Source organism: Methylobacterium nonmethylotrophicum (assembly GCF_004745635.1).
GTDB lineage: Bacteria > Pseudomonadota > Alphaproteobacteria > Rhizobiales > Beijerinckiaceae > Methylobacterium > Methylobacterium nonmethylotrophicum.
This window is the reverse complement of record NZ_SRLB01000018.1, coordinates 45,142-66,833: the sequence shown is the minus strand read 5'-3', so window position 1 is coordinate 66,833 and position 21,692 is coordinate 45,142. Positions and strand designations below refer to the sequence as shown.

Below are 21,692 nucleotides of genomic sequence, written 5' to 3'. Positions count from 1 at the left end.
CGGCGCGAGGCGGCCGCGCTACACCGAGCCGACGGTCTTCAGCCGGGCCCGCGGGTGGATCTCCGCCTGGCTCATCACCGGGGTCTCGCGGCGGAACCGCTCGATGATCGAGCGCACGAAGGGCCGGGCCTGGACCGAGGTGACGAGCACCGGCATCTCGCCGACCCGCGCCGCCTCCTCGAAGCGGTCGCGCACCGTGGTGACGAAGTCCGACAGCTTCGACGGCTGCATCGCCAGGTGGCGCTCGTCGCCGTGGCCGACGATCGCTTCGAGGAAGGCGCCCTCCCAGGCCGGCGACAGGGTGATGATCGGCAGGACGCCGCCCGGGCCCTGGTACTGGGCGCAGATCTGGCGGCCGAGGCGGGCGCGGACGTGCTCGACGATGTCGCGCGGGTTCTTGATGTGGCCGGCCACCTCGGCGATGCCCTCCACGATCGTGCCGAGGTCGCGGATCGAGACCCGCTCGGCCAGCAGGTATTGCAGGACGCGCTGGATGCCCGTGGTGGCGATCTGGCTCGGCACCACCTCCTTCAGGAGGTCGCCGTGCTCCTTCGGCAGTTCCTTCAGGAGCTTCTGCACCTCGACGTGGTTGAGGAGGTCGGCGACGTGGGCCTTGATCACCTCGGTGAGGTGGGTCGAGACCACGGTGGCGGCGTCGACCACGGTGTAGCCCTTGAGCTGGGCCTCGTCGCGCAAGGCCGCGTCGACCCAGGTCGCCGGCAGGCCGAAGGTCGGCTCCAGCATGTGCTGGCCCGGCAGCTGCACCTGGCCGCCCATCGGGTCCATCGCCATGAACTGGCCCGGGAAGACCTGGCCGGTCCCCGCCTCGATCTCCTTGACCCGCACCACGTAGGTGTTGGCGTCGAGCTGGACGTTGTCGAGGATGCGCACCGAGGGCATCACGAAGCCGAGCTCGGCGGCGAGCTGGCGGCGCAGGGCCCGGATCTGGTCCGTGAGCCGGTCCTGGCCGGCCGTGCCGTTGACGAGGGCGAGCAGCGCGTAGCCCATCTCGAGCTTCAGGTCGTCGAGCTTCAGGAGCTCGCCCGCCGTCTCCTCCTTGGCCGGGGCGGCCCCGCCCTCCGCCGCCGGCGCGCCGGCGATCTCCGCCTCCGTGGGCTTGGGCAGGAGGGCGATGCGGCGGGCGAGGTAGGCGGCGCCGAGGCCGAGGCTCAGGAACGGCAGCATCGGGATGCCGGGCAGGAGCGCGATGAGCAGCATCACGCCGGCCGACATGCCGAGCGCCTTCGGGTAGTTGGCGATCTGGCGCCCGAGCGCCCGGGCGGCGGCCCCGCGCACGCCGGCCTTGGAGACCAGCAGGCCCGCCGCGGTCGAGACGATCAGGGCCGGCACCTGGCTGACGAGGCCGTCCCCGACCGTGAGCAGGGTGTAGCTCTTGGCGGCGTCGGCAAAGCTCATGTTCTGCTGGGCGACGCCGATGATGATGCCGCCGACGACGTTGATGACCGTGATCAGCAGGGCCGCGATCGCGTCGCCGCGCACGAATTTCGAGGCGCCGTCCATGGCGCCGAAGAACGACGACTCGTCCTCGAGGGACTGGCGGCGGGTCCTGGCGGTCTTCTCGTCGATGAGGCCGGCCGAGAGGTCGGCATCGATCGCCATCTGCTTGCCCGGCATGGCGTCGAGGGTGAAGCGGGCCGCGACCTCGGCGATGCGGCCCGAGCCCTTGGTGATGACGACGAAGTTCACGATGATCAGGATCGCGAACACGATGATCCCGATCAGGAAGTTGCCGCCCATCACGAAGTGCCCGAAGGCCTCGATGACGTGGCCGGCCGCCGCCGTGCCCTCGTGGCCGTGGCCGAGGATCAGGCGGGTCGAGGCGAGGTTGAGCGCGAGCCGCAGCATCGTGGCGATGAGCAGCACCGTCGGGAAGACCGTGAACTCGAGCGGGTTCTCGATGAACAGCCCGGTCATCAGGATCAGGACCGACAGGATGATCGAGACCGCGAGCAGGAGGTCGAGGAGGAGCGCCGGCAGCGGGAAGATCAGCACCACCAGGATGGCGAGCACCGAGACGGCCAGCACCAGGTCGCTGCGGCGCGTGAGCCCGATCAGGTCGGCCCGCGACGGCAGCGCGAAGATGCGGCCCGCGCCGATGGCTCCCGTCTCGCTCATCCGATCCACCCCGCCGGCCGAACCCGCGCCGGCCCGGCAATTCCTGCCGGGTGCATGGTTAGGGATCGGTTAACGCGCGCCCGGGACCGGGTGCCGGTGCCCGGTTCATGGGCCTCGGCGCCTCACGATGAACGAATGTCCTGTTTCGGACAGGAACAATCATTCCGTTCTGTTTTTGTGCGACGCAGCACGGATTAAAAACAAAACTGCCGGCTTCAATGGTGAAGCTGAAACACAAGTGTCACGAGCGTGGCAGCGTTCGTGCGATCAACGTTCCTCCTGCGGAACCAAGCCGGCCGGCAATGATTGAGATGGCATCGATTGGTCAGACAAGGTTCGAGGAGACCATGCGCAAGACCCTCATCACCCTCGCGGCCCTCGGCGCTCTCGGAACCGGGATGGCGCAGGCCCAGACCACCGTGACGGGCGACCCGGCGCGCGACGCCAAGCCCAGCACCCAGTCCCAGGGCCAGGAGGCGGTGACCCGGCCCAACACCGACATGATGGACAAGAACAACCCGGGCACCACCGGCACCGTCGCCACCAACGCCAAGCTCGAGCCCGGCGCCAACAGCTTCACCGAGGCCCAGGCCCGCAGCCGGATGGAGCAGGCCGGCTTCAAGGACGTGAAGGACCTCAAGAAGGACGACCAGGGCATCTGGCGCGGTCAGGCGATGCAGTCCGGCAACACCGTGACGGTCGGCCTCGACTTCAAGGGCAACGTCTCGACCGCCCGCTGACGCAAAGCGCTCAGCACTCCCTCCTCTCGACCAGAAGGACGACGCCCATGGCGACCCGTACCATCACGGCCCTGTTCGACAGCTACGACGACGCCTCGGCGGCGGTGCGCAAGGTGGAGGCGGCCGGCGTGCCGCACGCCGACATCAGCATCGTGGCCAACAACCAGGACGATCGCTACTCGACCCATGTCGGCAAGACGCATGCCGGCGAGACCCATGCCGGCCATCGCGACGCGACCACCGGCGAGACCGCGCACGACGCCTCGAACGGCGCCGGGGCCGGGGCCTCGCTCGGCACCGTGCTCGGCGGCGGCGCCGGCCTGCTCACCGGCCTCGGCCTCCTCGCCATTCCGGGCGTCGGCCCGGTGGTCGCCGCGGGCTGGCTCGTCGCGACGCTCACCGGCGCCGGCGTCGGCGCGGCGGCGGGCGGCCTGATCGGCTCGCTCACCGGCGCGGGCCTCAGCGAGGAGCACGCCCATACCTACGCCGAGGGCGTGCGCCGGGGCGGCACCCTGGTGACCGTGCGGGCGGACGACGCCCATGCCGACCGCGTCACCGCGATCCTCAAGGAGCACGGCTCGGTCGACATGGACGACCGCACCCGCGGCTGGCGCCAGGAGGGCTGGACCGGCCGTCACGACGAGACCGCTCCCTCGCTGACCAACCCGGCGGCGGTCGCCGGCGGCTCGTCGGCGGTGGGCGCGGCCGGCAGCACCACCACCGGCCTCAACACCGGCGGCATGCCGTTCGCGGCCGGCGCCGCGCCGACCGCGCAGACCGTCGATCCCGGCCTGCCCGGCACCACCCGCGAGCGCCATCTCGGCATCGAGGACGAGCTGCCCCCGGCCCGTCAGCCCCTCGGCACCGAGCGGCGCTGAATCGGGCGGCGCTGATCCCAACCCAGACCGGACCTCTCGAACAACGATGCGGCGGCAGGGGCAACCCTGCCGCCGCTCCCTCATATCGGGTCCGGTATCGGCGGTGGGTGACCGTGACGGCGGCAATTCGGGTGGGCAGCCCGTCCCCCGTGCGAGAGCCCCACCCAATGCAGATCGAACCGTGACGTTGACGCCCTGCCGCTTCCCACTTCCCTCCAGGCCGTAAGTCCAAAGCGGCTTACCGGGCCAGGAGAGCGGTGTCTGGGGATTTTCGACGGGCGAGACTTGCTGGAATGAAATACTTCTTCGCCCCGGCCTCGTGCGCGATGATCGGCCGGCGAAATCCTCCGGATTGACATCTCTGGACTGTGCGGCGACGCACGTCACCTCCTTCAAGTGAACGACGCGCACCGCGCACATTTGGCATCTTTATGGATCCCGACCGGCGCTCGAGCCGCCCTTGCCCGAGCTGCCCCCTGGGGGATCCCTGATGTTCGATCACGAGACGTGGCCCGCCCTGCTCGGACCGCTCGTCACCACCTATGCGCCCGTCCTGGCCACGCCGGGGCCGAACCTGCTGGTGGTGGTAAGGGCGAGCGTCGCGGCGTCGGGGCAGGGGCCGGTCGCCGCCGCCCTCGGCGTCGCCTGCGGGGCCGGCCTCGCCGCGGCGATCGCCGGGCTCGGTGCTTCCCTGCTGCCGGCGAGCCGGCTCGTCACCGATCTCGGGACCGCCCTGTTCGTGCTGCTGATGCTGCGCGCCGCCTGCCGGCTCGTCAGGGACCGGGCCGGCCTCGCCGAGGATCGGGCCCGGATCGTGCGGGGGCGGGCCGCCGGGACCTTCGTGCTGGGCCTCGGGGCGGCGCTGACCAACCCGGTGAGCCTCGCCTTCTTCGCCGGGTTCTTCCTCGCCCATCCGAGCCGGGAGGCGATCCCGGCGGCGGGCGGGATCGTGTTCTGCATGGCGGCGACGTGGTTCGGCCTGATCGGGCTCGTCCTCGCCCGCCCCGCCTGCCGGGCGCGCCTGGCCGGGGGAGGGCGCCTCGCCCGCACCACCCTGGCGGCCGCCCTCGTCGCCTGCGCCGCCCTGGCGGTCTGGCGCGCGTTTCAAGGCTGAGCCCGGCAGCCCGGCACTGGCGCAGCCCGGTAAACCTCCCCTACACTGGACGGCAACGAATATCGGGAGGAACACCATGCGCTGGATCGCCGTCCTCGTCGCGCTCGTCTGCGCGGCGCCTGCCCTTGCGGAAGACCCTCCGACGTTCAAGGTCGATCCGTTCTGGCCGAAACCCCTGCCGAACAACTGGATCATGGGCCAGGCCGCGGGCGTGGCGGTGGATGCCGAGGACCACGTCTGGGTGATCCAGCGGCCCCGCACCCTCACCGACGACGAGAAGGCCGCGAGCCTCACCCCGCCCCGCAGCCGCTGCTGCGTGCCCGCCCCGCCGGTCCTGGTCTTCGACCAGGAGGGCAACCTCATCAAGTCGTGGGGCGGTCCCGGTCAGGGCTACGACTGGCCGCAGAACGAGCACGGCATCCACATCGACCACAAGGGCTTCGTCTGGCTTGCCGGCAACGGCGACCAGGACGGGCAGATCCTGAAGTTCACCCGGGACGGCCGCTTCGTGATGCAGATCGGGAAGTCCGGGCCGCAGACGAACAGCCAGGACACCACCCGGCTCGGCAAGCCGGCCAACATGCAGGTCGACCCGGAGACGAACGAGCTCTACGTCGCAGACGGCTACTACAACCACCGGGTCATCGTGTTCGACGCCGAGACCGGGGCGTTCAAGCGGATGTGGGGCGCCTACGGCGAGCCGCCGACCGACGAGGCGCTCGGCCCCTACGACCCGGCCGCGGCCCCGCCCCGGCAGTTCCGCAACCCGGTCCACTGCATCCAGGTGGCCCGCGACGGCCTCGTCTACGTGTGCGACCGCACCAACGACCGGGTCCAGGTGTTTCGCCGCGACGGCACCTTCGTCAAGGAGTTCAAGGTCGAGCCGCAGACCCGGGCCAACGGCTCGGTCTGGGAGCTGGCGCTCTGGCCGGACGAGGCGCAGAGCTACCTGATGAACGCCGACGGGGCCAACAACGAGGTCCGCACCCTGCGCCGCGAGGACGGCGCGGTTCTCGGCCGCTTCGGCCGCAACGGCCGCATGGCCGGCGACTTCCACTGGGTCCACAACCTCGCGATCGATTCCCGCGGCACCATCTTCACCACCGAGGTCGACACCGGCAAGCGGGCCCAGAAGTTCCTGCTCCAGGGCAACATGGTGCTGCGCAAGCGCACGCCGTGACGGGCCTAGGCGCCGGTCCCGGCCTCGGGCGCGGCGAAATCCGCCGCCCGTTCGGCGAGGTCGTCGAGGTTGCGCCTCAGCTGCTCCAGGCTGAAGGCGAGCCAGAAGATGCGGCCGACGCCGTCGGTGGACAGCGTCCGGGTCACCTGGCGCTGGCGCATGCCGTCGATGGCGTCGCGGTAGCCGGCGATCGCCGCCGCGAGGGCCGCGTCGTCGCCGGCGGGCCGGCGCCCGGACTCGAGGGCGTCGGCCGTCGCCCGCAGGCGTGAGGCGGCGGCCCTGGCGGCGGTGCCCCAGGCCTCGGCGAGATGGACCCGCAGCACGTCCTCGTCGGCTTCCGCGATGGCGCGGCGCAGGAGCACCAGATCGTGGCGCAGGCGCATCAGGGTGCGCAGCAGCGGGTCTGGATCGGGGGCGGCCGAGAGGCGGCTGCGGCGCTCCCGCGCCGCCTCGCCCGCCAGGGTCTCGAGGCGGGACAGCCCCCGGCGCACGGCCGGCGGCAGGGCCTTGGCCTCGGGCGTCTCGACCGCATCGAGGCGGGCCAGCGCGTCGAGCTGGTCGGCGAGCAGCCGGGCGAGGCTCGCGCCCTGCGCCGTCACCGCCCGGGCGGCCCGGGCCGGCGCCACCAGGAGCGAGACCGCGAGCCCGACGACGCAGCCGAGCCCGATCTCGAAGATCCGGTCGAGCGCGAAGGCGAGGGGGCCCAGCGTCGAGCCGGTGGTGGAGAGCAGCACGATGATGGCGGTGATCGGCGCGATCCGGAACCCCGCCGAGACCGCCGCCGCGAGCGTGAGCGGCGCCACCGCCACGAACAGGGCGGCGAGGGTCGCGGCGCCGCCGTGATGCGGGATCGCGAAGGCGACCGCGCCGCCGTAGCAGGCGCCGAGCACCGAGCCGAGGAAGCGGTCGAGCGCCGCCTTCAGCGATCCGCCGACGCTGCTCTGCGTCACGATGAGCGCCGTGATGACGGCCCAGTAGGCCTGCGGCAGGTCGAGGGATTCGGCCAGCACGAAGGTGGCGAGGCTCGCCGCGGTCATCCGCAGGGCCTGCGTCAGCCGCGACCGGTGGCGGGCGATGAGGCGCGGGACCCGCCGCAGGCTGTCCGGGAGTGAGGCCATGGCCGCGTAGGAGCCGGTGCGGGGCCCTCGAGTCAACCGCCGGAGGGCCGGTTCGCGTGTGGTCGAGCCGTCATGCTGGCTTTACCGGGCCCATGCGATATCCCTACGACAGACGCGTTAACGACAAGGCAGAGATCAGGGCGGTGACGATGCGCAAGCTCGCGGGTGTGATGGGGATCCTGGCCGTTGCGGCGGCGGTGCCGGCGGAGGCGCGGTCGCTGGCCGCGATCAGGCAGGACGGCACGCTGCGGGTCGGCCTGACCGGCGACTACGCGCCGTATTCCCTGCGCCTGCCCGACGGCACCATCAAGGGTGCCGACGTGACGATGGCGGGCGAGCTCGCCCGGGCCCTCGGCGTCAAGGTCGAGATCGTGCCGACCACCTGGAAGACCCTGAAGGACGACCTCCTCGCCGACCGCTACGACGTCGCCATGGGCGGCGTCAGCGTCACGCCCGACCGCGCGGCCGTGGCCGAGTTCTCGGTGCCTGTGCTGACCGACGGCAAGCGCCCGATCGTGCGCTGCGCCGACAAGGGCCGCTTCGTCTCGGTCAAGGACATCGACAAGCCGGAGGTGCGCGTCGTGGTCAATCCCGGCGGTACCAACCAGCGCTTCGCCGATGCCAACTTCCCGCACGCCTCGGTGCGGGTGTTTCCCGACAACCGCGCCATCTTCAAGGAGTTGGCCGAGGGCCGGGCCGACGTGATGGTCACCGACGGCGCCGAGGTCGACTACCAGTCGCGCCGCAATCCCGGCGTGCTCTGCCCGGCGGCCGTGCCCGACACCTTCGACAAGGCCGACAAGGCCTACTGGATGACCCGCGACCCGGCCCTGAAGGCGGCGGTCGACGGCTGGCTGACGAAGACGCTGAAGAGCGGCGCCTACCAGGCCGCCCTCGCCAAGGCGGCGGAGTAGGCGCGCGCGCCTCTGGGGTTCCTCGCGGACACTCCCCGTCTCACGTCATCCCGGGGCCGCGCGGCCCCGGGATGACGGTTGCCGGTCGAGAGAACCGGGTCCCCGACCCGCCTCAGCTCGCCAGGAATCCGATCGAGATCCACGGCACGAGGATCACCACCGCGAGGCCGACGAGCAGCGCCAGCATGTAGCCGACGATCGGCCGGATGCCGGCATCCGGGTGGATCCGGCTGATCGCGCAGGCGGCGTAGTACCCGACCCCGAAGGGCGGGGCGAACAGGCCGACGCCCATCGCCAGGATCACCACCATCGCGTAGTGCACCTCGTGCACGCCGACTTGGCGGGCGATCGGGAAGAGCAGCGGGCCGAACAGCACGATCGCCGGGATGCCCTCCAGCACCGAGCCGAGGATCACGAAGGCCACCGCCGACACGACCAGGAAGCCCAGCGCCCCGCCCGGCAGGCCCTTCATGATCACCGCCAGGCTCTGCGAGAAGCCCGATTGCGTCAGCGCCCAGGCCATGCCGGTCGCCGCGCCGATGATCAGCAGGATCGCCCCCGACAGCGACGCGGTCGAGACCAGCATCGGGTAGACCCGCCGCCAGTCGAACTGCCGGTAGATCAGGAGGCCGGCGAGGATCGCGTAGACGATGCCGATGGTCGAGACCTCGGTGGCCGTCGCCACGCCCTCCACGACCGCGGCGCGGATGACGAAGGGCAGGGCGATCGCCGGGAAGGCGATGACCAGCGCCCTGGCCACCTCGCCCTTGGTGGCGCGGCGCACGTGGCTGAGATCCTCGCCCCGGTAGCGCCACCACACCAGCAGGCAGAGCGTGATACCCAGCACGACGCCCGGCAGCAGGCCGCCGGTGAACAGGGCGGTGATCGACACCCCGGTGACCGACCCGATGGTGATGAGCACCAGCGAGGGCGGGATGGTCTCGGTCTGGGCGCCGGTGGCGGCGAGCAGCGCCACGAGGTCGCCCTCCTTGGCGCCGCGCTTCTTCATCTCGGGGAAGAGCACGGGCGCCACCGCCGCCATGTCAGCGGCCTTCGAGCCCGAGATGCCGGACACGAGGTACATGGCGCCGACCAGCACGTAGTGCAGGCCGCCGCGGACATGGCCGAGCATGCTGGCCAGGAAGCCCACCATGGCTTTCGCCATGCCGGTCATCTCGATCAGCAGGCCGAGGAACACGAAGAGCGGCACGGCGAGCAGGATGAGGTGGCTCATCCCCTCGTCCATGCGCCCGACCACCACCATGGCGGGGGCTCTCGTCGTCAGCATCAGGTAGCCGAAGGTGGCGAGCCCGAACGCGAAGGCGATCGGCACGCCGGTGAACACCAGGGCGCCGACGCCGAGGACGAAGAAGATCAGCAGGTTCCAGTTGCCGAGCGTGCGCAGGGTCGGCTCGGCCAGCATCAGGGCGGCGATGATGAGGCCGGTGAGCGCGACCGCGCCGACGGCGTGGCGCCAGTCGGCGCATTCGACGAGGCGGAGCGTCGCGATGACCAGCATCAGGGCGAAGCCGACCGGCAGGGCGGCGGCGCGCCAGGCATTGGTGATCTCGAGCGCCGGGGTCTGGACGAACACCTCCTCGGCCGCGAACTCGTAGGCCGGGTGGAGGAGGAGCAGCACGAAGGCGAGGCCGGCGGCGAGCGCCACGGCTTCCAGGAAGGCCTGGGTCTTCACTGAGGCCATGCTGACCAAAGCCGTCATCCGCATGTGCTCGGCGCGGCGATAGGCGACCACCGACCCCAGCATGGCGAGCCAGAGGAACAGGATCGAGGCGAGCTCGTCCGACCAGACGATGGGCGCGTGGAAGACGTAGCGGCTGACGACGCCGGCCAGCAGCACCACGATCTCGGCCACCACCAGGAGGGCGGCCGGGATCTCGATCAGCGGACCGAGCGCATGGTCGAGCGAGCGCGCCCAGGCGCGCTTGGCCGACGCCGCCGGCAAGGCAGGCGTCTCCGTCGCGATGTCGACATGCATGGTTGCCTCCCTCAGGCCAATTTGCCGGAGACGGCCTCGAGGTGCTCCCAAGCCGCGTCGCCGTACTTGTTCTTCCAGTCCTTGTAGAATGTCGTGCGGCCGAGCGCATCGCGAAATTTCTGGCGGTCGACCTCGACGAACGCGATTCCCTTGGCGGCGAGGTCCTGGCGCAGGGAGGCGCTGAGGCGGACGATGTCGGCGCGCTGGTCGTCGGCCGAGCGGTCGAGCTCGCGCGTCACGATGGCGCGCAGGTCCTCCGGCAGCCGCTGCCAGGCCTTCTTGTTGCCGAGGATCCAGTAGCCGTCCCAGACGTGGCCGGTGAGGCTGCAGCTCTTCTGCACCTCGTAGAGCCTCGTCGTCGCCGTGATGGCAAGCGGGTTCTCCTGGCCTTCGAAGATCTTGGTCTGCAGCGCCGAATACAGCTCGTTGAAGTTGAGCGGGGCGGCGCCGGCCTCGAGCGACTTGAACAGCGAGGTCAGCATCGGAGACGGGGGCACGCGGATCTTGAAGCCCTTGAGGTCCTCCGGCGTCTTGATCTCGCGGGTCGAGGAGGTGATGTGACGGAACCCGTTGTCCCAGACCTTCGAGACGGACTGGATCGGGGTCTTGGCGATCTGCTCGCGGACGTAAGTGCCCAGGCCCCCGTCCATCGCCTTCCAGACGTCGTCGTAATCCTTGAACGCGAAGCCGGTGTTCGGCAGCGCCGCGGCGGCCACGAAGGTCGACAGGATCGAGGTCGAGAGGTTGAAGAACTCCACGCTGCCGTTCCGGACCTGCGACAGCAGGTCGGTGTCGGAGCCGAGCTGGTTGGCCGGAAACAGCTTGATGTCGAGGCGGCCGTTCGAGGCCTCGCGGATGCGGGCGAGCGCCTCCTGGGCGCGGGTGTTGACCGGGTGGGTCGGGTCCTGGCCGGTGGCGAGCTTGTACTCGAACTCGGCGGCGCGGACCGGGCGGGTGAAGACCGTGGCGAGGGGGAATGCGGCGGCGCCGGCGAGCAACGTGCGGCGGGAGAGGGCGTGGCTCATGGATGTCTCCTCGGGAGGGGATACGGGCCGGTTCGGCCGGCTTCTGGAGCAGGTCTTCAGTATGTCCGAGGCACCGCCGCGGATTCGGAAAGAGTCGCGGACGTTCTCCTCTCCCCGACAGATCCCGGGCTTGCCCGGGATCTGCAAGCGGAGGGCGAAGTCGGGCAGGCCCGACTTCGCTGCGGGGAGAGGGGATGCGCACGACGCGACGCGTCAACGCACCCTCGGTCGGGCGATATGTTCGACTTACTTGCCGTTGAGGGCCCGGTACGACCCGATCACCTGGCTGTCGTCCTCCGCTCCGGCCCCACGGCTGGACGCCGCGAGGAAGAGCTGGTGGGCGAGCGCGGCGAGCGGCAGGGCCGCCTTCTCGCTGCGGCCGGCCTCGAGCACGATGCCGAGGTCCTTGACGAAGATGTCGACGGCGCTGGTGACCCGCGGGGTCTCCTCCAGCATCCGCGGGCCGCGGTCGCGCAGCATCCAGCTCGAGGCCGAGGAGCCCGAGACGATCTCGAGCGCGGTCGCGCCGTCGATCCCGACCTTGGCGGCGAGCGACAGGGCCTCGGCGGCCGCCGCGAGGTTCACCCCGCAGAGGAGCTGGTTGACCGCCTTCATGGTGGCGCCCTGGCCGGGCTCGGGCCCGACATGGAACACCTTGTCGCCCATCGCCGCGAGCAGCGGGCGCACCGCGGCGATCACCGCGGCGGGCGCCGCCGCCATGATGGTGAGGGTGCCGGCCTCGGCGCCGACGACCCCGCCGGAGACGGGGGCGTCGACGAAGGCCCGGCCCGTGGCGGTGACGCGCTTGGCCAGCGCCGCCACAGCGGCCGGCGGGCAGGTCGCCATCAGGACGACGGATGCGTCCGGGTCCAGGCGCTCGAGGGCGCCCTCGCCGAACAGCACGGCCTCCGCCTGATCGGCATTGACCACCATCAGCACCACGGTGCCGGCCCCGTCGCAGGCCGCCGCGATGGTCTCGGCGGGGGTGCCGCCGGCGCCCGCGAAGGCGCCGCGCCCCTCCGCCCGCACGTCGAAGCCGCGCACGGAGAAGCCGTGCCGCACCAGGTTGCGGGCCATCGGCAGGCCCATCGAGCCGAGGCCCACGAAAGCGACGGGATGGGCGGTGATCACAGCCATTCGCGGATGCTCCGGACCATGGCGTTCGTCGAGATGCCGTAGCGGTCGTGAAGGGTCGGCAGGGCGCCGGCATCCAGGAACTCGTCCGGCAGGCCGACCTGGCGGAAGGCCTTCGGGACCGTGCCGGAGCGCAGGAGCAGCCCCGCCACCGCCTCGCCGAGGCCCCCGACCACGGTGTGGTTCTCCGCCACGACCACCAGGCGCCCGCCCTTGCCGGCCTCGCGCAGGATCGTCTCGGTGTCGAGCGGCTTGATCGTCGGCACGTGCAGGACCGACACCTCGATCCTGTCGTCCCGCAGCGCCTCCGCCGCTTCGAGGGCCCGCATGGTCATCAGGCCGGTCGAGATGATCAGGACGTCGTTGCCGTCCCGGATCGTCTTCGCTTTCCCAAGTTCGAAGGTGTAGCCGTATTCGTCGAGCACCAGGGGCACGTTGCCGCGCAGGAGCCGCATGTAGACCGGCCCCTTGTGGTCGGCGATGGCCGGCACGGCCTGGGCGATCTCGTGCGCGTCGCAGGGGTCGAGGATCGTCATGTTGGGCAGGCCGCGGAAGATCGCGATGTCCTCCGTCGCCTGGTGGCTCGGGCCGTAGCCGGTGGTGAGGCCCGGCAGCGCGCAGACGATCTTGACGTCCAGGTTCTCCTCCGCGATCGCCATGCAGATGAAGTCGTAGGCGCGCCGCGCGGCGAACACCGCGTAGGTGGTGGCGAAGGGCTGGAAGCCCTCGCGGGCCATGCCGGCGGCGGCGCTGATCAGGAGCTGCTCGGCCATGCCCATCTGGTAGAAGCGCTCGGGGTGCTTCTGGGCGAAGATGTGCAGGTCGGTGTACTTGCCGAGATCGGCGGTGAGCCCGACGATCTCCGGCCGCTCCTCCGCGAGCTTCGCCAGCGCGTGGCCGAAGGGCGCGGGCGCGGTGCGCTGGTCGGGGCCGGCGAGGGATGCGATCATCGCCGAGGTGGTCAGTCGCTCACCGGTGCTGGCCTCGGAGAGCCAGGCCGGGCGCGTGTATTTCGAGCGTTTCATGCGGGCCTCCCGGCATCCAGGATCTTCAGGGCGTCCTGCCATTCCTGCGGCTCCACCCGCAGGAAGTGATTGCGCTCGCGCGCTTCCAGGAAGGGGATGCCCTTCGCCATCTTGGTGTCGCAGATGATGATGCGAGGCTTCGGCTCGGTGCAGGCCCGGGCCGCGTCGAAGGCCTGGACCAGGGCGTCGATGTCGTTGCCGTCGACCCGCTGGACGTGCCAGCCGAAGGCCTCGAAGCGGGAGGCGGCCGGCTCGAAGCCGGTGACCTGCTGGGCCGGGCCGTCGGCCTGCTGGTTGTTGACGTCGACGATCGCGATCAGGTTGTCGAGCTTCCAGTGGCTCGCCGACCAGGCGCCCTCCCAGATCGAGCCCTCGCCGAGCTCGCCGTCGGAGATGAGGCAGTAGACGAAGGAGTCCGACTTCTTGCGCTTGAGCCCGAGGCAGAATCCGACCGCCAGCGCGAGGCCGTGACCGAGCGAGCCGCCGGTGATCTCCATGCCGGGGGTGTAGGCGGCCATGCCGGACATCGGCAGCCGGCTGTCGTCGGCCCCGTAGCTCGTCAGCTCGTCCTCCGGCAGGATCCCGGCCTCGAGGAGCGCGGCGTAGAGCGCGATGGCATAGTGGCCGATCGAGAGCAGGAAGCGGTCGCGCCCCTCCCATTCCGGCTCGGCCGGCCGGTAGCGCATGGCGTGGAAGTACGACACCGCCAGCACGTCGGCGATGCCGAGCGCCTGGGCGATGTAGCCCTGGCCCTGGACCTCGCCCATCAAGAGGGCGTTGCGGCGGATGCGGTAGGCCCGCTCGGCGAGCGAGGGGCTGTTCTGCCGCGGCGGCGATTCGGCGTGGGACATGGGATCGCCTCCGTCAGTGGATCAGCATGCCGCCGTTCACGTCGATGACGGCGCCGGTGATGTAGGAGGACAGGTCGGAGGCCAGGAACAGGCAGGCCTTGGCGACGTCGTCGGCGACGCCGAGGCGGCCGAGCGGGATGCCCCTGGCGATCTCGACCTTCAGCTCGTCGGTGAGCTTGCCGCCGGTGATGTCGGTCTGGATCAGGCCCGGCGTGATGCTGTTGACCCGCACCGTGTCGGGGCCGAGCTCGCGGGCCATCGCCTTGCCGAGGCCGAGCACGCCGCCCTTGGCGGCGCTGTAATGCGGCCCGCCGAAGATGCCGCCGCCGCGCTGCGCCGAGACCGACGACATGCAGACGATCGAGCCGGATTGCTGCCGGCGCATCTGCGGCACCACCGCCTGGCTCATGTAGAGCGTGCCGCGAAGATTCACGTCGAGCACCGCGTCGTAGTTGCCGGGCTCGATCTCCATGAACTTCAGCGGCTGGGTGATGCCGGCATTGTTGACGAGCACGTCGATGCGACCGAAGCGTGAGACCACCTCGTCGGCGGCGGCCTGGCAGGCGGCCTTGTCGGTGACGTTGCAGGCCAGCCCCAGATGGCCTTCGCCGATCGCCCGGGCGGCCTCCTCGGCCTGGCCGGCATCGAGGTCGAGGATCACCACCGTGGCGCCGTGCTGCGCAAAGAGCTTCGCGGTCGCCCGGCCGATGCCCCGCAGCGATGCGGCGCCGGTGATCAGGCACACCTTGTCGGTCAGCAGCATGTCGTCCTCCCTGGCTGTTCCATGCACGAGGGAGCGACGCCGGCGCGCGGGGCTCAAGCCCCGCCTCGCCGCCCGTCTCTTCGACGGTGCCTCCCTCGTCTCGTTGGCGGCAGAGTGCCCGGGGAGAGGGGCGGCGACAAACGCGGAAATTGCAGGCTGAGGTGAATGGGATTCATCTGGGCGGGCGTCGGGTCTTGGCGCATGCCGGCCGTTCTCCCATCCTAGCCCTCATCCTGAGGTGCCCACGCAGTGGGCCTCGAAGGAGGGCTCCAGATACTACTGCGATCCCTGGAGCCCTCCTTCGAGGCCCGGCGATCTCCGATCGCCGGTCACCTCAGGATGAGGTCCGGGGTGGGAGAAGAGTGGCAGGCCGCTTCACGCCAGATCCTCCGGCAGCGCGATGCCCATCTCCTGCGCCAGCCACCGGGCGAAGACCCGCAAGGGCGCCCGCCGCCGGGTGGTCGCCGGGTAGACGAGGTGGTGGCCGACATACGTCACGTCCTGCGCGAGGCCCCGCAACGGCGCGACAAGGCGGCCGCTGGCGATCTCGCGCTCGGCGAGCAGGGTCGATTCGAGCGCCACCCCGAGCCCGTCGGCGGCGGCCGCGATGGCCAGGAAGCTGCGGTCGAAGCGCACGCCGAGGGGGCGGGGCGCCGGCAGGCCGTTGCGGGCGAACCAGAGCGGCCAGCGCACCTGCTTGTTGTCGCTCTGGATCAGCACCTGATCGAGGAGATCCGCCGGCTCGCGGATGCGGGCGGCGCGCTCGGGATCGCAGAGCGGCATCACCGTCTCGGTGCAGAGCGGCACCGCCACCAGGCCCTCGCCGCGGGGCGGGCCGTAGACGAGGTCGGCGTCGAACTCGTCGCTGACGAAGCGGGCATAGTCCATGCCGGCCGCCAAGCGCACCTCGAAGCCCGGATGGGCCGAGAGGAAGCGGGCGAGGCGCGGCGTCAGCCACTGCGCCGCGAGGCTCGGGGCGCAGTGCAGCCGCAGGAGCTGCGGGCCGCGCGCCGCCACGAGGTCGAGGCCGCGATGCAGCTCGTCGAAGGCGCGGCCGACATGCTCGAGCAGCGCCTCGCCGGCGGCGGTCGGCACCACGCCCTGGCCCTGACGCTCGAACAGGGTCACGCCGAGCGACGCCTCCATCTTGCGGATGGCGTGGCTGACGGCGCTCGCCGTCAGGTTCAGCTCGGCGGCCGCGTCCTTGAACGAGCGGCGGCGCGCCGCCGCCTCGAAGGAGCGCACGGCGGAGAGGGGGACGCGCAGGGACATGCCGCTACGATGCGGCGGTGCCGGCCGGATTGGCAACATCGACCGGCGACGGGTGGATGGCGGTCGGCCGTACGGTGCGGGCCGTGACGACGAGCGACGTCGTTCTGACCCGCCATCGCCAACACCACCGTCACGACACTGTCCGCGGAACGGGAACGACAGCCCTGAAACGGTCTTCGTCGTCAGGCGCGATCGTCGGTCATTTCGATGGTGCCATGGAAACAGATTGATACATTGCCCGTAACGGTTAATTTCTTGCCTGCGGCATGTCTGGTCGATGACGATATGTATGCGCAGGTGGTCCATTGCGCTGACAAGACGAAAAATCAAGCGGAGCAGATGCAATGTCGACCATGATTGCGAAGATCGGGAAGATCGAGGTGTTTCAGGACGACGACGGTCGGGTGCATTGGGAGTCGGGCGCGGCGATTGACGCCGACGGCGCCAACGGGCAGAAGAACGTCAAGCACTTCGCCTATCGCCGTGACGATCACGGTCTGGACCTGCTCCAGAACGCCGGTTATCCTGACGGGGATTGGCGAGGCGTCCTGCTCGATCGCGGCGATGGCGAGCCGCTCGATGACGGGCACGGCAACCTGTACTCCCAGACGACCTATGCCTGGAAGGGAAGGCCGATCGCGACGCGCTACGTCGATGCGAAGACGGTTCCTTACGTCGTCGTCAACCCGATCGTCCGGCATCACGCCGTCGGCGTCGTGATCGGGTGTCACGCGCAGGTCAGCTTCCAGGGGAAGACGATCGAGGCCGTCGTCGCAGACGTCAGCGGGGCGACGCGCATCGGCGAATTGTCCATCCGGGCGGCCGAGCTCCTGGAGATCCCCAGCAGTCCGAAGAACGGCGGCGTCTCGGCGGGCGTGAGGTTCGCAATGTGGCCTGGGCGCGCCGCCGTCATCGACGAGGAGACATACGAGCTTCAGCGGGCGTGATCGATCGGCCGGCCCGCGCGGGCGATGCTAAGCAGAATTGCGTCGCGCACTTCTGCTTGGTTCTCTGGTTTCGCATCATTTTTGGCACCGGACCGGTGACCACTTCGGCGAATGATGCTTAGGCGGCACGGTCGGGCAAGGCGATCCGGAACCGCGCCCCGCTGCGGGTCTCGTCGAGGCTCAGCGTGCCGCCGTTGAGCCGCACCAGCTCGGCCGCGATGGCGAGGCCGAGCCCGGTGCCGCCGGAGCGGCCGGAGCCCTGGAAGGCCTCGAACAGGTGGGTCCGGGCCCGCTCCGGCAGGCCGGGGCCGTTGTCGGCGACGAGGATCGTCACCGTGGCGCCCGCCCGCTCGGCCTCGATCGCGACCAGCGGGGGCCCGTCGCTGGCGCCGGCGAGGCCGAGGGCCTGGACGGCGTTGCGCACCAGGTTGACCAGGACCCGCGACAGCTGGTCGGGATCGGCGTCGACCATCACCCCCTCCGGCGTGCGGTCCTCGATGGTCACGGCGGCGCCCGGCGCCAGGCCGGCGAGGTCGAGGGCGTCGCGCAGGATCGGGCGCAGGGGCAGGAGGCGGCGCTCGGGCGGGCGCTCGGCGGCGCGGCCATAGGCCAGCGTGCCCTCGCAATAGCGGATCGCCCGGCCGAGGGTGGCGACGAGGCGCGGCGCCACCCGCTGCACCCCGGGATCCGTGACGTGCTCGAGCCGGTCGACGAGGAGCTGCGCGGTGGTGAGCAGGTTTCGCAACTCGTGATTGATCTTGCTCACCGACAGGCCGAGATCGGCGAGCCGCCGCTTCTGGCGCAGCTCGCCCGACAGGATCGTCTCCATGCGGGCGAGCGCCGTCTCGGCGGCGCCGATCTCGTCGTTGCGCCAGGAGGGGCTGATCCGCCGCGACAGGTCCTCCGGATCCTCCGCGAAGTTGGCGATGTTGCGCGCCAGCCGCCGCACCGGCCGCACGATCGAGAGCTGTAGCACCAGGAAGACGAGGCCGGCCGTGATGCCGGAGATCGCCAGCGACGCGAGCAGGATCCGGCCCGAGAAGGCGATCATCGCGTGGCGCAGCGGCGCGGGATCGAGGACGAGTTCCACGAAGTCGACGCCGTCCATGCCGTGGCCGACGACCCGCAGGGGCAGGGGGTTGACGTGCGTGAGCGTGCGCCACGCGCCGGCGATGCCCTCGATCCAGCCGGCCTCGCGCAGGTCGACGGTCTCGCCGACCTCCGGCGGCATGGGCGTCAGGTTGAGGAGCCGCCGCGCGCCCCCGGCCTTGAGGGCGATGGCCCGCGCCCCGACGCCCATCAGGAGCCGCCGCGCGAGGTCATCCGAGACCCGTTGCTGGGGGGCGGCGTCGAGGACGAGGGCGGCGACCTGGGCGGCGGCGACCCGGTCCGACAGCCAGGAGCGCCGGAAGGTCGCGACGCTCGGCACGTAGATCAGCACCTCGGCGATGAGGACGAACACCACCGTGAGCACGAGCAGGCGGCCGGACAGCCCGATCCGGCCGGCGAGCCGCCGGAGGCCACCCTGGCTCGCCGCGTCATCGGCCCCATGCACGTTCCCGACGTCCTCGCTTGCCCGCGCCCCCGCTTGCCCGACGCTCTGAGGCGCGACCAGGCCGACGCGACACTACCATGCTTGTCAGGCCTTGGCCCCCTCGCGCGCCGGCGGCCTCGGACAGTCGCCCGCCAGACTGCCAAAGATCCGGTAGACTGCCAAGGAATTGCGCGTGATGCAGCTTTGCGCCGCGGCGCTGTCAACCGGGATCACCGCGCCACCGCCGCCAGGCGACGGGCAAGAGCGCCAGGGCGCCGAGGCCCAGCAGGGTGGCGAGGAGCTGGGGCGTGACGACGGCGCGCAGCGACAGGGCGGCGTCGCAGGCGATGCCGCCGGCGACGACGCACGCCTCCTTGGCCGCCTGGTGGGCCGCGACCACATTCTCCACCCCGGCGCCGGCCGAGGCGTAGATGAAGGCTCCCGGGCTGATGCCGATGAGGGTGGCGAGGGCGAAGGTGCGCAGGCGCACCCCGAAGATCGCCGGCGCCAGGTTGGTCATCCAGAACGGGAAGACCGGCAGCAGCCGCAGCACCATCACGTACGAGAACGCGTCTCGGCGAAACCCCTCCGCCAGGCGGCCGAGGCGCGTGCCGGCGCGCCGCAGCAGCACCTCGCCCGCCGCCGTGCGGCCGATGGAGAAGACGATGACGGCGCCGGTCGTCGCGGCGCAGATCGACACCAGCGCGCCGGGGACCGGCCCGAACAGGAAGCCGCACAGGGTCGTCATCACCACCGAGACCGGCAGCGACACGACCACGGTGCCGACATAGGCCAGATAGGCGCACGCATAGGCGCGCCAGAACCCCTCCGCCACCCAAGCCTTGGCGAAGGCCCGGGAGGCCAGCAGCTGGTCGAGGCTGAACCAGCGGGTGATGCCGCCGACGAGGAGGCCCATCGAGAGCGCCACCAGGGCGACGAGCGGCAGCACCCGCAGCCAGCCGCGCCAGGCCGGGGCGGCCACGGCCTCGGGGCCGGTCCCGGGCGCAGGCTCCTCCGGCCGCTTCGGCGCGCTCACCCGGCCTTCTGCATGCGCAGGATCTTGAAGAACCCGCCCGGGAAGGTCGGCCGCACGCCGATGAAGGTGACGCCCTTCGACCTGGCCCAGGCCTCGATCCGGCCGGCCTTGAAGGCCGAGCTCCAGCCGATCTTCTCGCAGAGCGGGGCGACGATCTCCTCGACCCGGGCGACGGTGCCGTCCTCCTGGCCGAAATGGTTGGCGAGCACGATCATGCCGCCGGGCTTGAGCACCCGCAGGAACTCGTCGAGGGCGCCTTCCGGGTCCGGCACCAGGGTGATGAGGAACTGCGCCACCACCGCGTCGAAGCTGGCGTCGGCGTAGCCGAGGCGGCAGACATCCATCACCTGGAGGCCCCTGACATGGGTGAGGCCGCGCCGCGCCACCTTGCGGCTGGCGCGCCGCAGCATGTCCTCCGACAGGTCGACCCCGTAGACCTCGGCATCCTTCGGGTAGTAGCCCAGCGACAGGCCGGTGCCGACGCCGGCCTCCAGGATCCGCCGTCCGCCGACGAGCGCCGCCTCGACCGCGTCCCGGGCCGCCGGCTCGGTGAGCTTGTCGTAGACCACGTCGTAGACCGGCGCCCAGCGCGCGTAGGCCTTGCGCATCAAGGCGGTGGTGGGCCCCGCCTCTCGCGGCTCGCTCAGCATGTCCGTATCGTCTCCGAGGTGAGTCTTGTCCCAGTCCGCGCGCGGGCGCCGCGGGTCAGGCCGCCGCCAGGCGCTCGGCCGCGACCCGCCGGATGGTGCCGCCGCCGAGGACCCGTGCGCGGGGCCCGTCATCGGCATAGATGACGCAGGCCTGGCCGGGCGACACCCCGTCCTCGGGCGTCGCCAGGGTGATTTCCGCGCACAGCCCGTCCGGGTTCCAGGTCAGGGTGGCGGGGCGCGGCTCGCGGGTCGAGCGGACCCGCACCGCGACGGGCAGGTCGCGGGCCGCGTCGAGGGGGGCGTCGCCGAGCCAGTTCGGGTCGGCGAGCCGGATCACCGAGGTGGCCAGCGCCTCGCGCGGGCCGACCACCACCCGGGCCTCGCCGGGCTCGAGGCGCACGACGTAGAGCGGCTCGCCCGCCGCGACGTTGAGGCCGCGGCGCTGGCCGACCGTGAAGCCGATGATGCCGTCGTGGCGGCCGAGCCGCCGGCCGTCGAGATGGACGATCTCGCCCGGGCGCACCGCGTCGGGCCGCAGGCGCGCGATCACGTCCTGGTAGCGTCCCTGCGGCACGAAGCAGATGTCCTGGCTGTCGGGCTTGTCGGCGACGGCGAGGCCGAAGGCCTTGGCGAGCGCCCGGGTCTCGTCCTTCGGGCGCTCGCCGAGGGGGAAGCGCAGGAGATCGAGCTGCGCGGGCGTGGTCGCGTACAGGAAGTAGCTCTGGTCCCGGGCCGGGTCGAGGGCGCGGTGGAGCGCCCGGCCGCCATGCGCCAGCGCCCGGCTCGCGACGTAGTGGCCGGTGGCCAGCACGTCGGCGCCGAGGTCCTGGGCGGTGGAGAGCAGGTCGCGGAACTTGATCGACCGGTTGCACTCCACGCAGGGGATCGGCGTCTCGCCCTGGAGGTAGCTGTCGGCAAAGCGGTCGATCACCGCCTCGCGGAACCGGTCCTCGTAATCCAGCACGTAGTGCGGGATCCCGATGACCTCCGCGGCCCGGCGGGCGTCGTGGATGTCCTGGCCGGCGCAGCAGGCGCCGCGGCGGTGGGTGGCCGCCCCGTGGTCGTAGAGCTGCAGCGTGATCCCGACCACGTCGTAGCCCTCGCGCTTGAGCAGCGCGGCGACGACGGAGGAATCGACGCCCCCGGACATCGCCACGACGACGCGGGTGTCTTCCGGGGCCTTGGGCAGATCGAGCGAGTTCATGACCGTGCAGAGGGTTGGGGGCGGCATCCGGGGATCGCCCCCCGGCGCCGCACGCGGAGTCTATAGCGATCCGGCCGGGGTTCTGCCAGGGCGGCACGAGGGCGGGCCCGCAGGGAAGTTCTTGCCGGGATCCCGGCAGAAACCGACCGGGCGGCCCGTCGGCGGGGTCGAGTCT

At 71.2% G+C, this 21,692-nt stretch carries 19 protein-coding genes; 6 read left to right on the top strand and 13 right to left on the bottom strand.

Features of this window, described 5'->3' with window-relative positions:
* Window positions 1-18: 18 nt before the first annotated feature.
* A complete protein-coding gene (flhA, locus tag EU555_RS22875) occupies window positions 19-2,136 on the bottom strand; it encodes a flagellar biosynthesis protein FlhA (RefSeq protein ID WP_135417529.1) in 2,118 nt (705 codons plus the stop codon).
* 347 nt (window positions 2,137-2,483) lie between these two features.
* Between flhA and EU555_RS22870 the strand changes: the two genes are divergently transcribed.
* From EU555_RS22870 to EU555_RS22855, 4 genes are all read left to right on the top strand, one after another.
* On the top strand, window positions 2,484-2,876 hold the full coding sequence (locus EU555_RS22870; protein ID WP_135417528.1) for a PepSY domain-containing protein: 393 nt from the start codon (window positions 2,484-2,486) through the stop codon (window positions 2,874-2,876).
* A gap of 47 nt (window positions 2,877-2,923) precedes the next feature.
* Complete coding sequence (locus EU555_RS22865) at window positions 2,924-3,754, top strand: hypothetical protein (protein ID WP_135417527.1); 831 nt, start codon at window positions 2,924-2,926, stop codon at window positions 3,752-3,754.
* 490 nt (window positions 3,755-4,244) lie between these two features.
* Complete coding sequence (locus tag EU555_RS22860; RefSeq protein WP_135417526.1) at window positions 4,245-4,868, top strand: LysE family transporter; 624 nt, start codon at window positions 4,245-4,247, stop codon at window positions 4,866-4,868.
* Window positions 4,869-4,944: 76 nt separating this feature from the next.
* Window positions 4,945-6,048, top strand: a complete 1,104-nt coding sequence (locus EU555_RS22855) for an NHL repeat-containing protein (protein WP_135417525.1) — start codon at window positions 4,945-4,947, stop codon at window positions 6,046-6,048.
* Window positions 6,049-6,053: 5 nt separating this feature from the next.
* Here EU555_RS22855 and EU555_RS22850 read toward each other — a convergent pair whose 3' ends face one another.
* Window positions 6,054-7,166, bottom strand: a complete 1,113-nt coding sequence (locus EU555_RS22850) for an FUSC family protein (protein WP_135417524.1) — start codon at window positions 7,164-7,166, stop codon at window positions 6,054-6,056.
* A 149-nt stretch (window positions 7,167-7,315) separates the two neighbouring features.
* On the opposite strand from EU555_RS22850, the gene EU555_RS22845 reads away from it, so the two are divergent.
* On the top strand, window positions 7,316-8,080 hold the full coding sequence (locus tag EU555_RS22845; protein WP_135417588.1) for a transporter substrate-binding domain-containing protein: 765 nt from the start codon (window positions 7,316-7,318) through the stop codon (window positions 8,078-8,080).
* A gap of 112 nt (window positions 8,081-8,192) precedes the next feature.
* On the opposite strand, the gene EU555_RS22840 is transcribed toward EU555_RS22845, so the two are convergent.
* The 7 genes from EU555_RS22840 to EU555_RS22810 form a co-directional block, all read right to left on the bottom strand.
* On the bottom strand, window positions 8,193-10,076 hold the full coding sequence (locus EU555_RS22840) for a TRAP transporter large permease (RefSeq protein ID WP_135417523.1): 1,884 nt from the start codon (window positions 10,074-10,076) through the stop codon (window positions 8,193-8,195).
* Between the two features lie 11 nt (window positions 10,077-10,087).
* Window positions 10,088-11,101 carry a TRAP transporter substrate-binding protein gene (locus EU555_RS22835; RefSeq protein WP_135417522.1) on the bottom strand — a complete coding sequence of 338 codons (1,014 nt, stop codon included), beginning with the start codon at window positions 11,099-11,101 and terminating at the stop codon, window positions 10,088-10,090.
* A gap of 246 nt (window positions 11,102-11,347) precedes the next feature.
* On the bottom strand, window positions 11,348-12,238 hold the full coding sequence (locus EU555_RS22830; RefSeq protein ID WP_205820983.1) for an NAD(P)-dependent oxidoreductase: 891 nt from the start codon (window positions 12,236-12,238) through the stop codon (window positions 11,348-11,350).
* The gene (locus EU555_RS22825; RefSeq protein WP_135417521.1) at window positions 12,229-13,260 is read right to left on the bottom strand and encodes a transketolase family protein; all 1,032 of its coding nucleotides are present in this window, start codon (window positions 13,258-13,260) and stop codon (window positions 12,229-12,231) included. Before EU555_RS22825 ends, EU555_RS22830 begins: the two co-directional genes overlap by 10 nt.
* Entirely contained in the window at window positions 13,257-14,111 is an 855-nt protein-coding gene (locus EU555_RS22820; protein WP_135417520.1) for a transketolase, read from the bottom strand. Before EU555_RS22820 ends, EU555_RS22825 begins: the two co-directional genes overlap by 4 nt.
* A 13-nt stretch (window positions 14,112-14,124) precedes the next feature.
* Window positions 14,125-14,874: an SDR family NAD(P)-dependent oxidoreductase gene (locus tag EU555_RS22815; protein ID WP_135417519.1), complete on the bottom strand. Its 750-nt coding sequence runs from the start codon at window positions 14,872-14,874 to the stop codon at window positions 14,125-14,127.
* A gap of 375 nt (window positions 14,875-15,249) precedes the next feature.
* Window positions 15,250-16,146 (bottom strand): LysR substrate-binding domain-containing protein, encoded by an 897-nt coding sequence (locus EU555_RS22810; protein ID WP_135417518.1) that lies wholly within the window; start codon window positions 16,144-16,146, stop codon window positions 15,250-15,252.
* Window positions 16,147-16,490: 344 nt separating this feature from the next.
* On the opposite strand from EU555_RS22810, the gene EU555_RS22805 reads away from it, so the two are divergent.
* Window positions 16,491-17,093 (top strand): glycoside hydrolase family 75 protein, encoded by a 603-nt coding sequence (locus EU555_RS22805; protein WP_135417517.1) that lies wholly within the window; start codon window positions 16,491-16,493, stop codon window positions 17,091-17,093.
* Between the two features lie 118 nt (window positions 17,094-17,211).
* Here EU555_RS22805 and EU555_RS22800 read toward each other — a convergent pair whose 3' ends face one another.
* From EU555_RS22800 to mnmA, 4 genes are all read right to left on the bottom strand, one after another.
* A complete protein-coding gene (locus EU555_RS22800) occupies window positions 17,212-18,648 on the bottom strand; it encodes a sensor histidine kinase (protein WP_135417516.1) in 1,437 nt (478 codons plus the stop codon).
* Between the two features lie 199 nt (window positions 18,649-18,847).
* Window positions 18,848-19,663: a TVP38/TMEM64 family protein gene (locus EU555_RS22795; RefSeq protein WP_245524441.1), complete on the bottom strand. Its 816-nt coding sequence runs from the start codon at window positions 19,661-19,663 to the stop codon at window positions 18,848-18,850.
* Window positions 19,660-20,313 (bottom strand): class I SAM-dependent methyltransferase, encoded by a 654-nt coding sequence (locus EU555_RS22790; protein ID WP_135417515.1) that lies wholly within the window; start codon window positions 20,311-20,313, stop codon window positions 19,660-19,662. The genes EU555_RS22795 and EU555_RS22790 overlap by 4 nt, the downstream gene beginning before the upstream one ends.
* Before the next feature lie 55 nt (window positions 20,314-20,368).
* Entirely contained in the window at window positions 20,369-21,517 is a 1,149-nt protein-coding gene (gene mnmA, locus EU555_RS22785; RefSeq protein ID WP_135417585.1) for a tRNA 2-thiouridine(34) synthase MnmA, read from the bottom strand.
* Window positions 21,518-21,692 lie beyond the last annotated feature (175 nt).

Excerpts from the sequence above, each read along its gene's own strand:
- flhA (WP_135417529.1), bottom strand. The coding sequence starts at position 2,136 with ATGAGCGAGACGGGAGCCATCGGCGCGGGCCGCATCTTCGCGCTGCCG.
- EU555_RS22870 (WP_135417528.1), top strand. The coding sequence starts at position 2,484 with ATGCGCAAGACCCTCATCACCCTCGCGGCCCTCGGCGCTCTCGGAACC.
- EU555_RS22865 (WP_135417527.1), top strand. The coding sequence starts at position 2,924 with ATGGCGACCCGTACCATCACGGCCCTGTTCGACAGCTACGACGACGCC.
- EU555_RS22860 (WP_135417526.1), top strand. The coding sequence starts at position 4,245 with ATGTTCGATCACGAGACGTGGCCCGCCCTGCTCGGACCGCTCGTCACC.
- EU555_RS22855 (WP_135417525.1), top strand. The coding sequence starts at position 4,945 with ATGCGCTGGATCGCCGTCCTCGTCGCGCTCGTCTGCGCGGCGCCTGCC.
- EU555_RS22850 (WP_135417524.1), bottom strand. The coding sequence starts at position 7,166 with ATGGCCTCACTCCCGGACAGCCTGCGGCGGGTCCCGCGCCTCATCGCC.
- EU555_RS22845 (WP_135417588.1), top strand. The coding sequence starts at position 7,316 with ATGCGCAAGCTCGCGGGTGTGATGGGGATCCTGGCCGTTGCGGCGGCG.
- EU555_RS22840 (WP_135417523.1), bottom strand. The coding sequence starts at position 10,076 with ATGCATGTCGACATCGCGACGGAGACGCCTGCCTTGCCGGCGGCGTCG.
- EU555_RS22835 (WP_135417522.1), bottom strand. The coding sequence starts at position 11,101 with ATGAGCCACGCCCTCTCCCGCCGCACGTTGCTCGCCGGCGCCGCCGCA.
- EU555_RS22830 (WP_205820983.1), bottom strand. The coding sequence starts at position 12,238 with ATGGCTGTGATCACCGCCCATCCCGTCGCTTTCGTGGGCCTCGGCTCG.
- EU555_RS22825 (WP_135417521.1), bottom strand. The coding sequence starts at position 13,260 with ATGAAACGCTCGAAATACACGCGCCCGGCCTGGCTCTCCGAGGCCAGC.
- EU555_RS22820 (WP_135417520.1), bottom strand. The coding sequence starts at position 14,111 with ATGTCCCACGCCGAATCGCCGCCGCGGCAGAACAGCCCCTCGCTCGCC.
- EU555_RS22815 (WP_135417519.1), bottom strand. The coding sequence starts at position 14,874 with ATGCTGCTGACCGACAAGGTGTGCCTGATCACCGGCGCCGCATCGCTG.
- EU555_RS22810 (WP_135417518.1), bottom strand. The coding sequence starts at position 16,146 with ATGTCCCTGCGCGTCCCCCTCTCCGCCGTGCGCTCCTTCGAGGCGGCG.
- EU555_RS22805 (WP_135417517.1), top strand. The coding sequence starts at position 16,491 with ATGTCGACCATGATTGCGAAGATCGGGAAGATCGAGGTGTTTCAGGAC.
- EU555_RS22790 (WP_135417515.1), bottom strand. The coding sequence starts at position 20,313 with ATGCTGAGCGAGCCGCGAGAGGCGGGGCCCACCACCGCCTTGATGCGC.
- mnmA (WP_135417585.1), bottom strand. The coding sequence starts at position 21,517 with ATGAACTCGCTCGATCTGCCCAAGGCCCCGGAAGACACCCGCGTCGTC.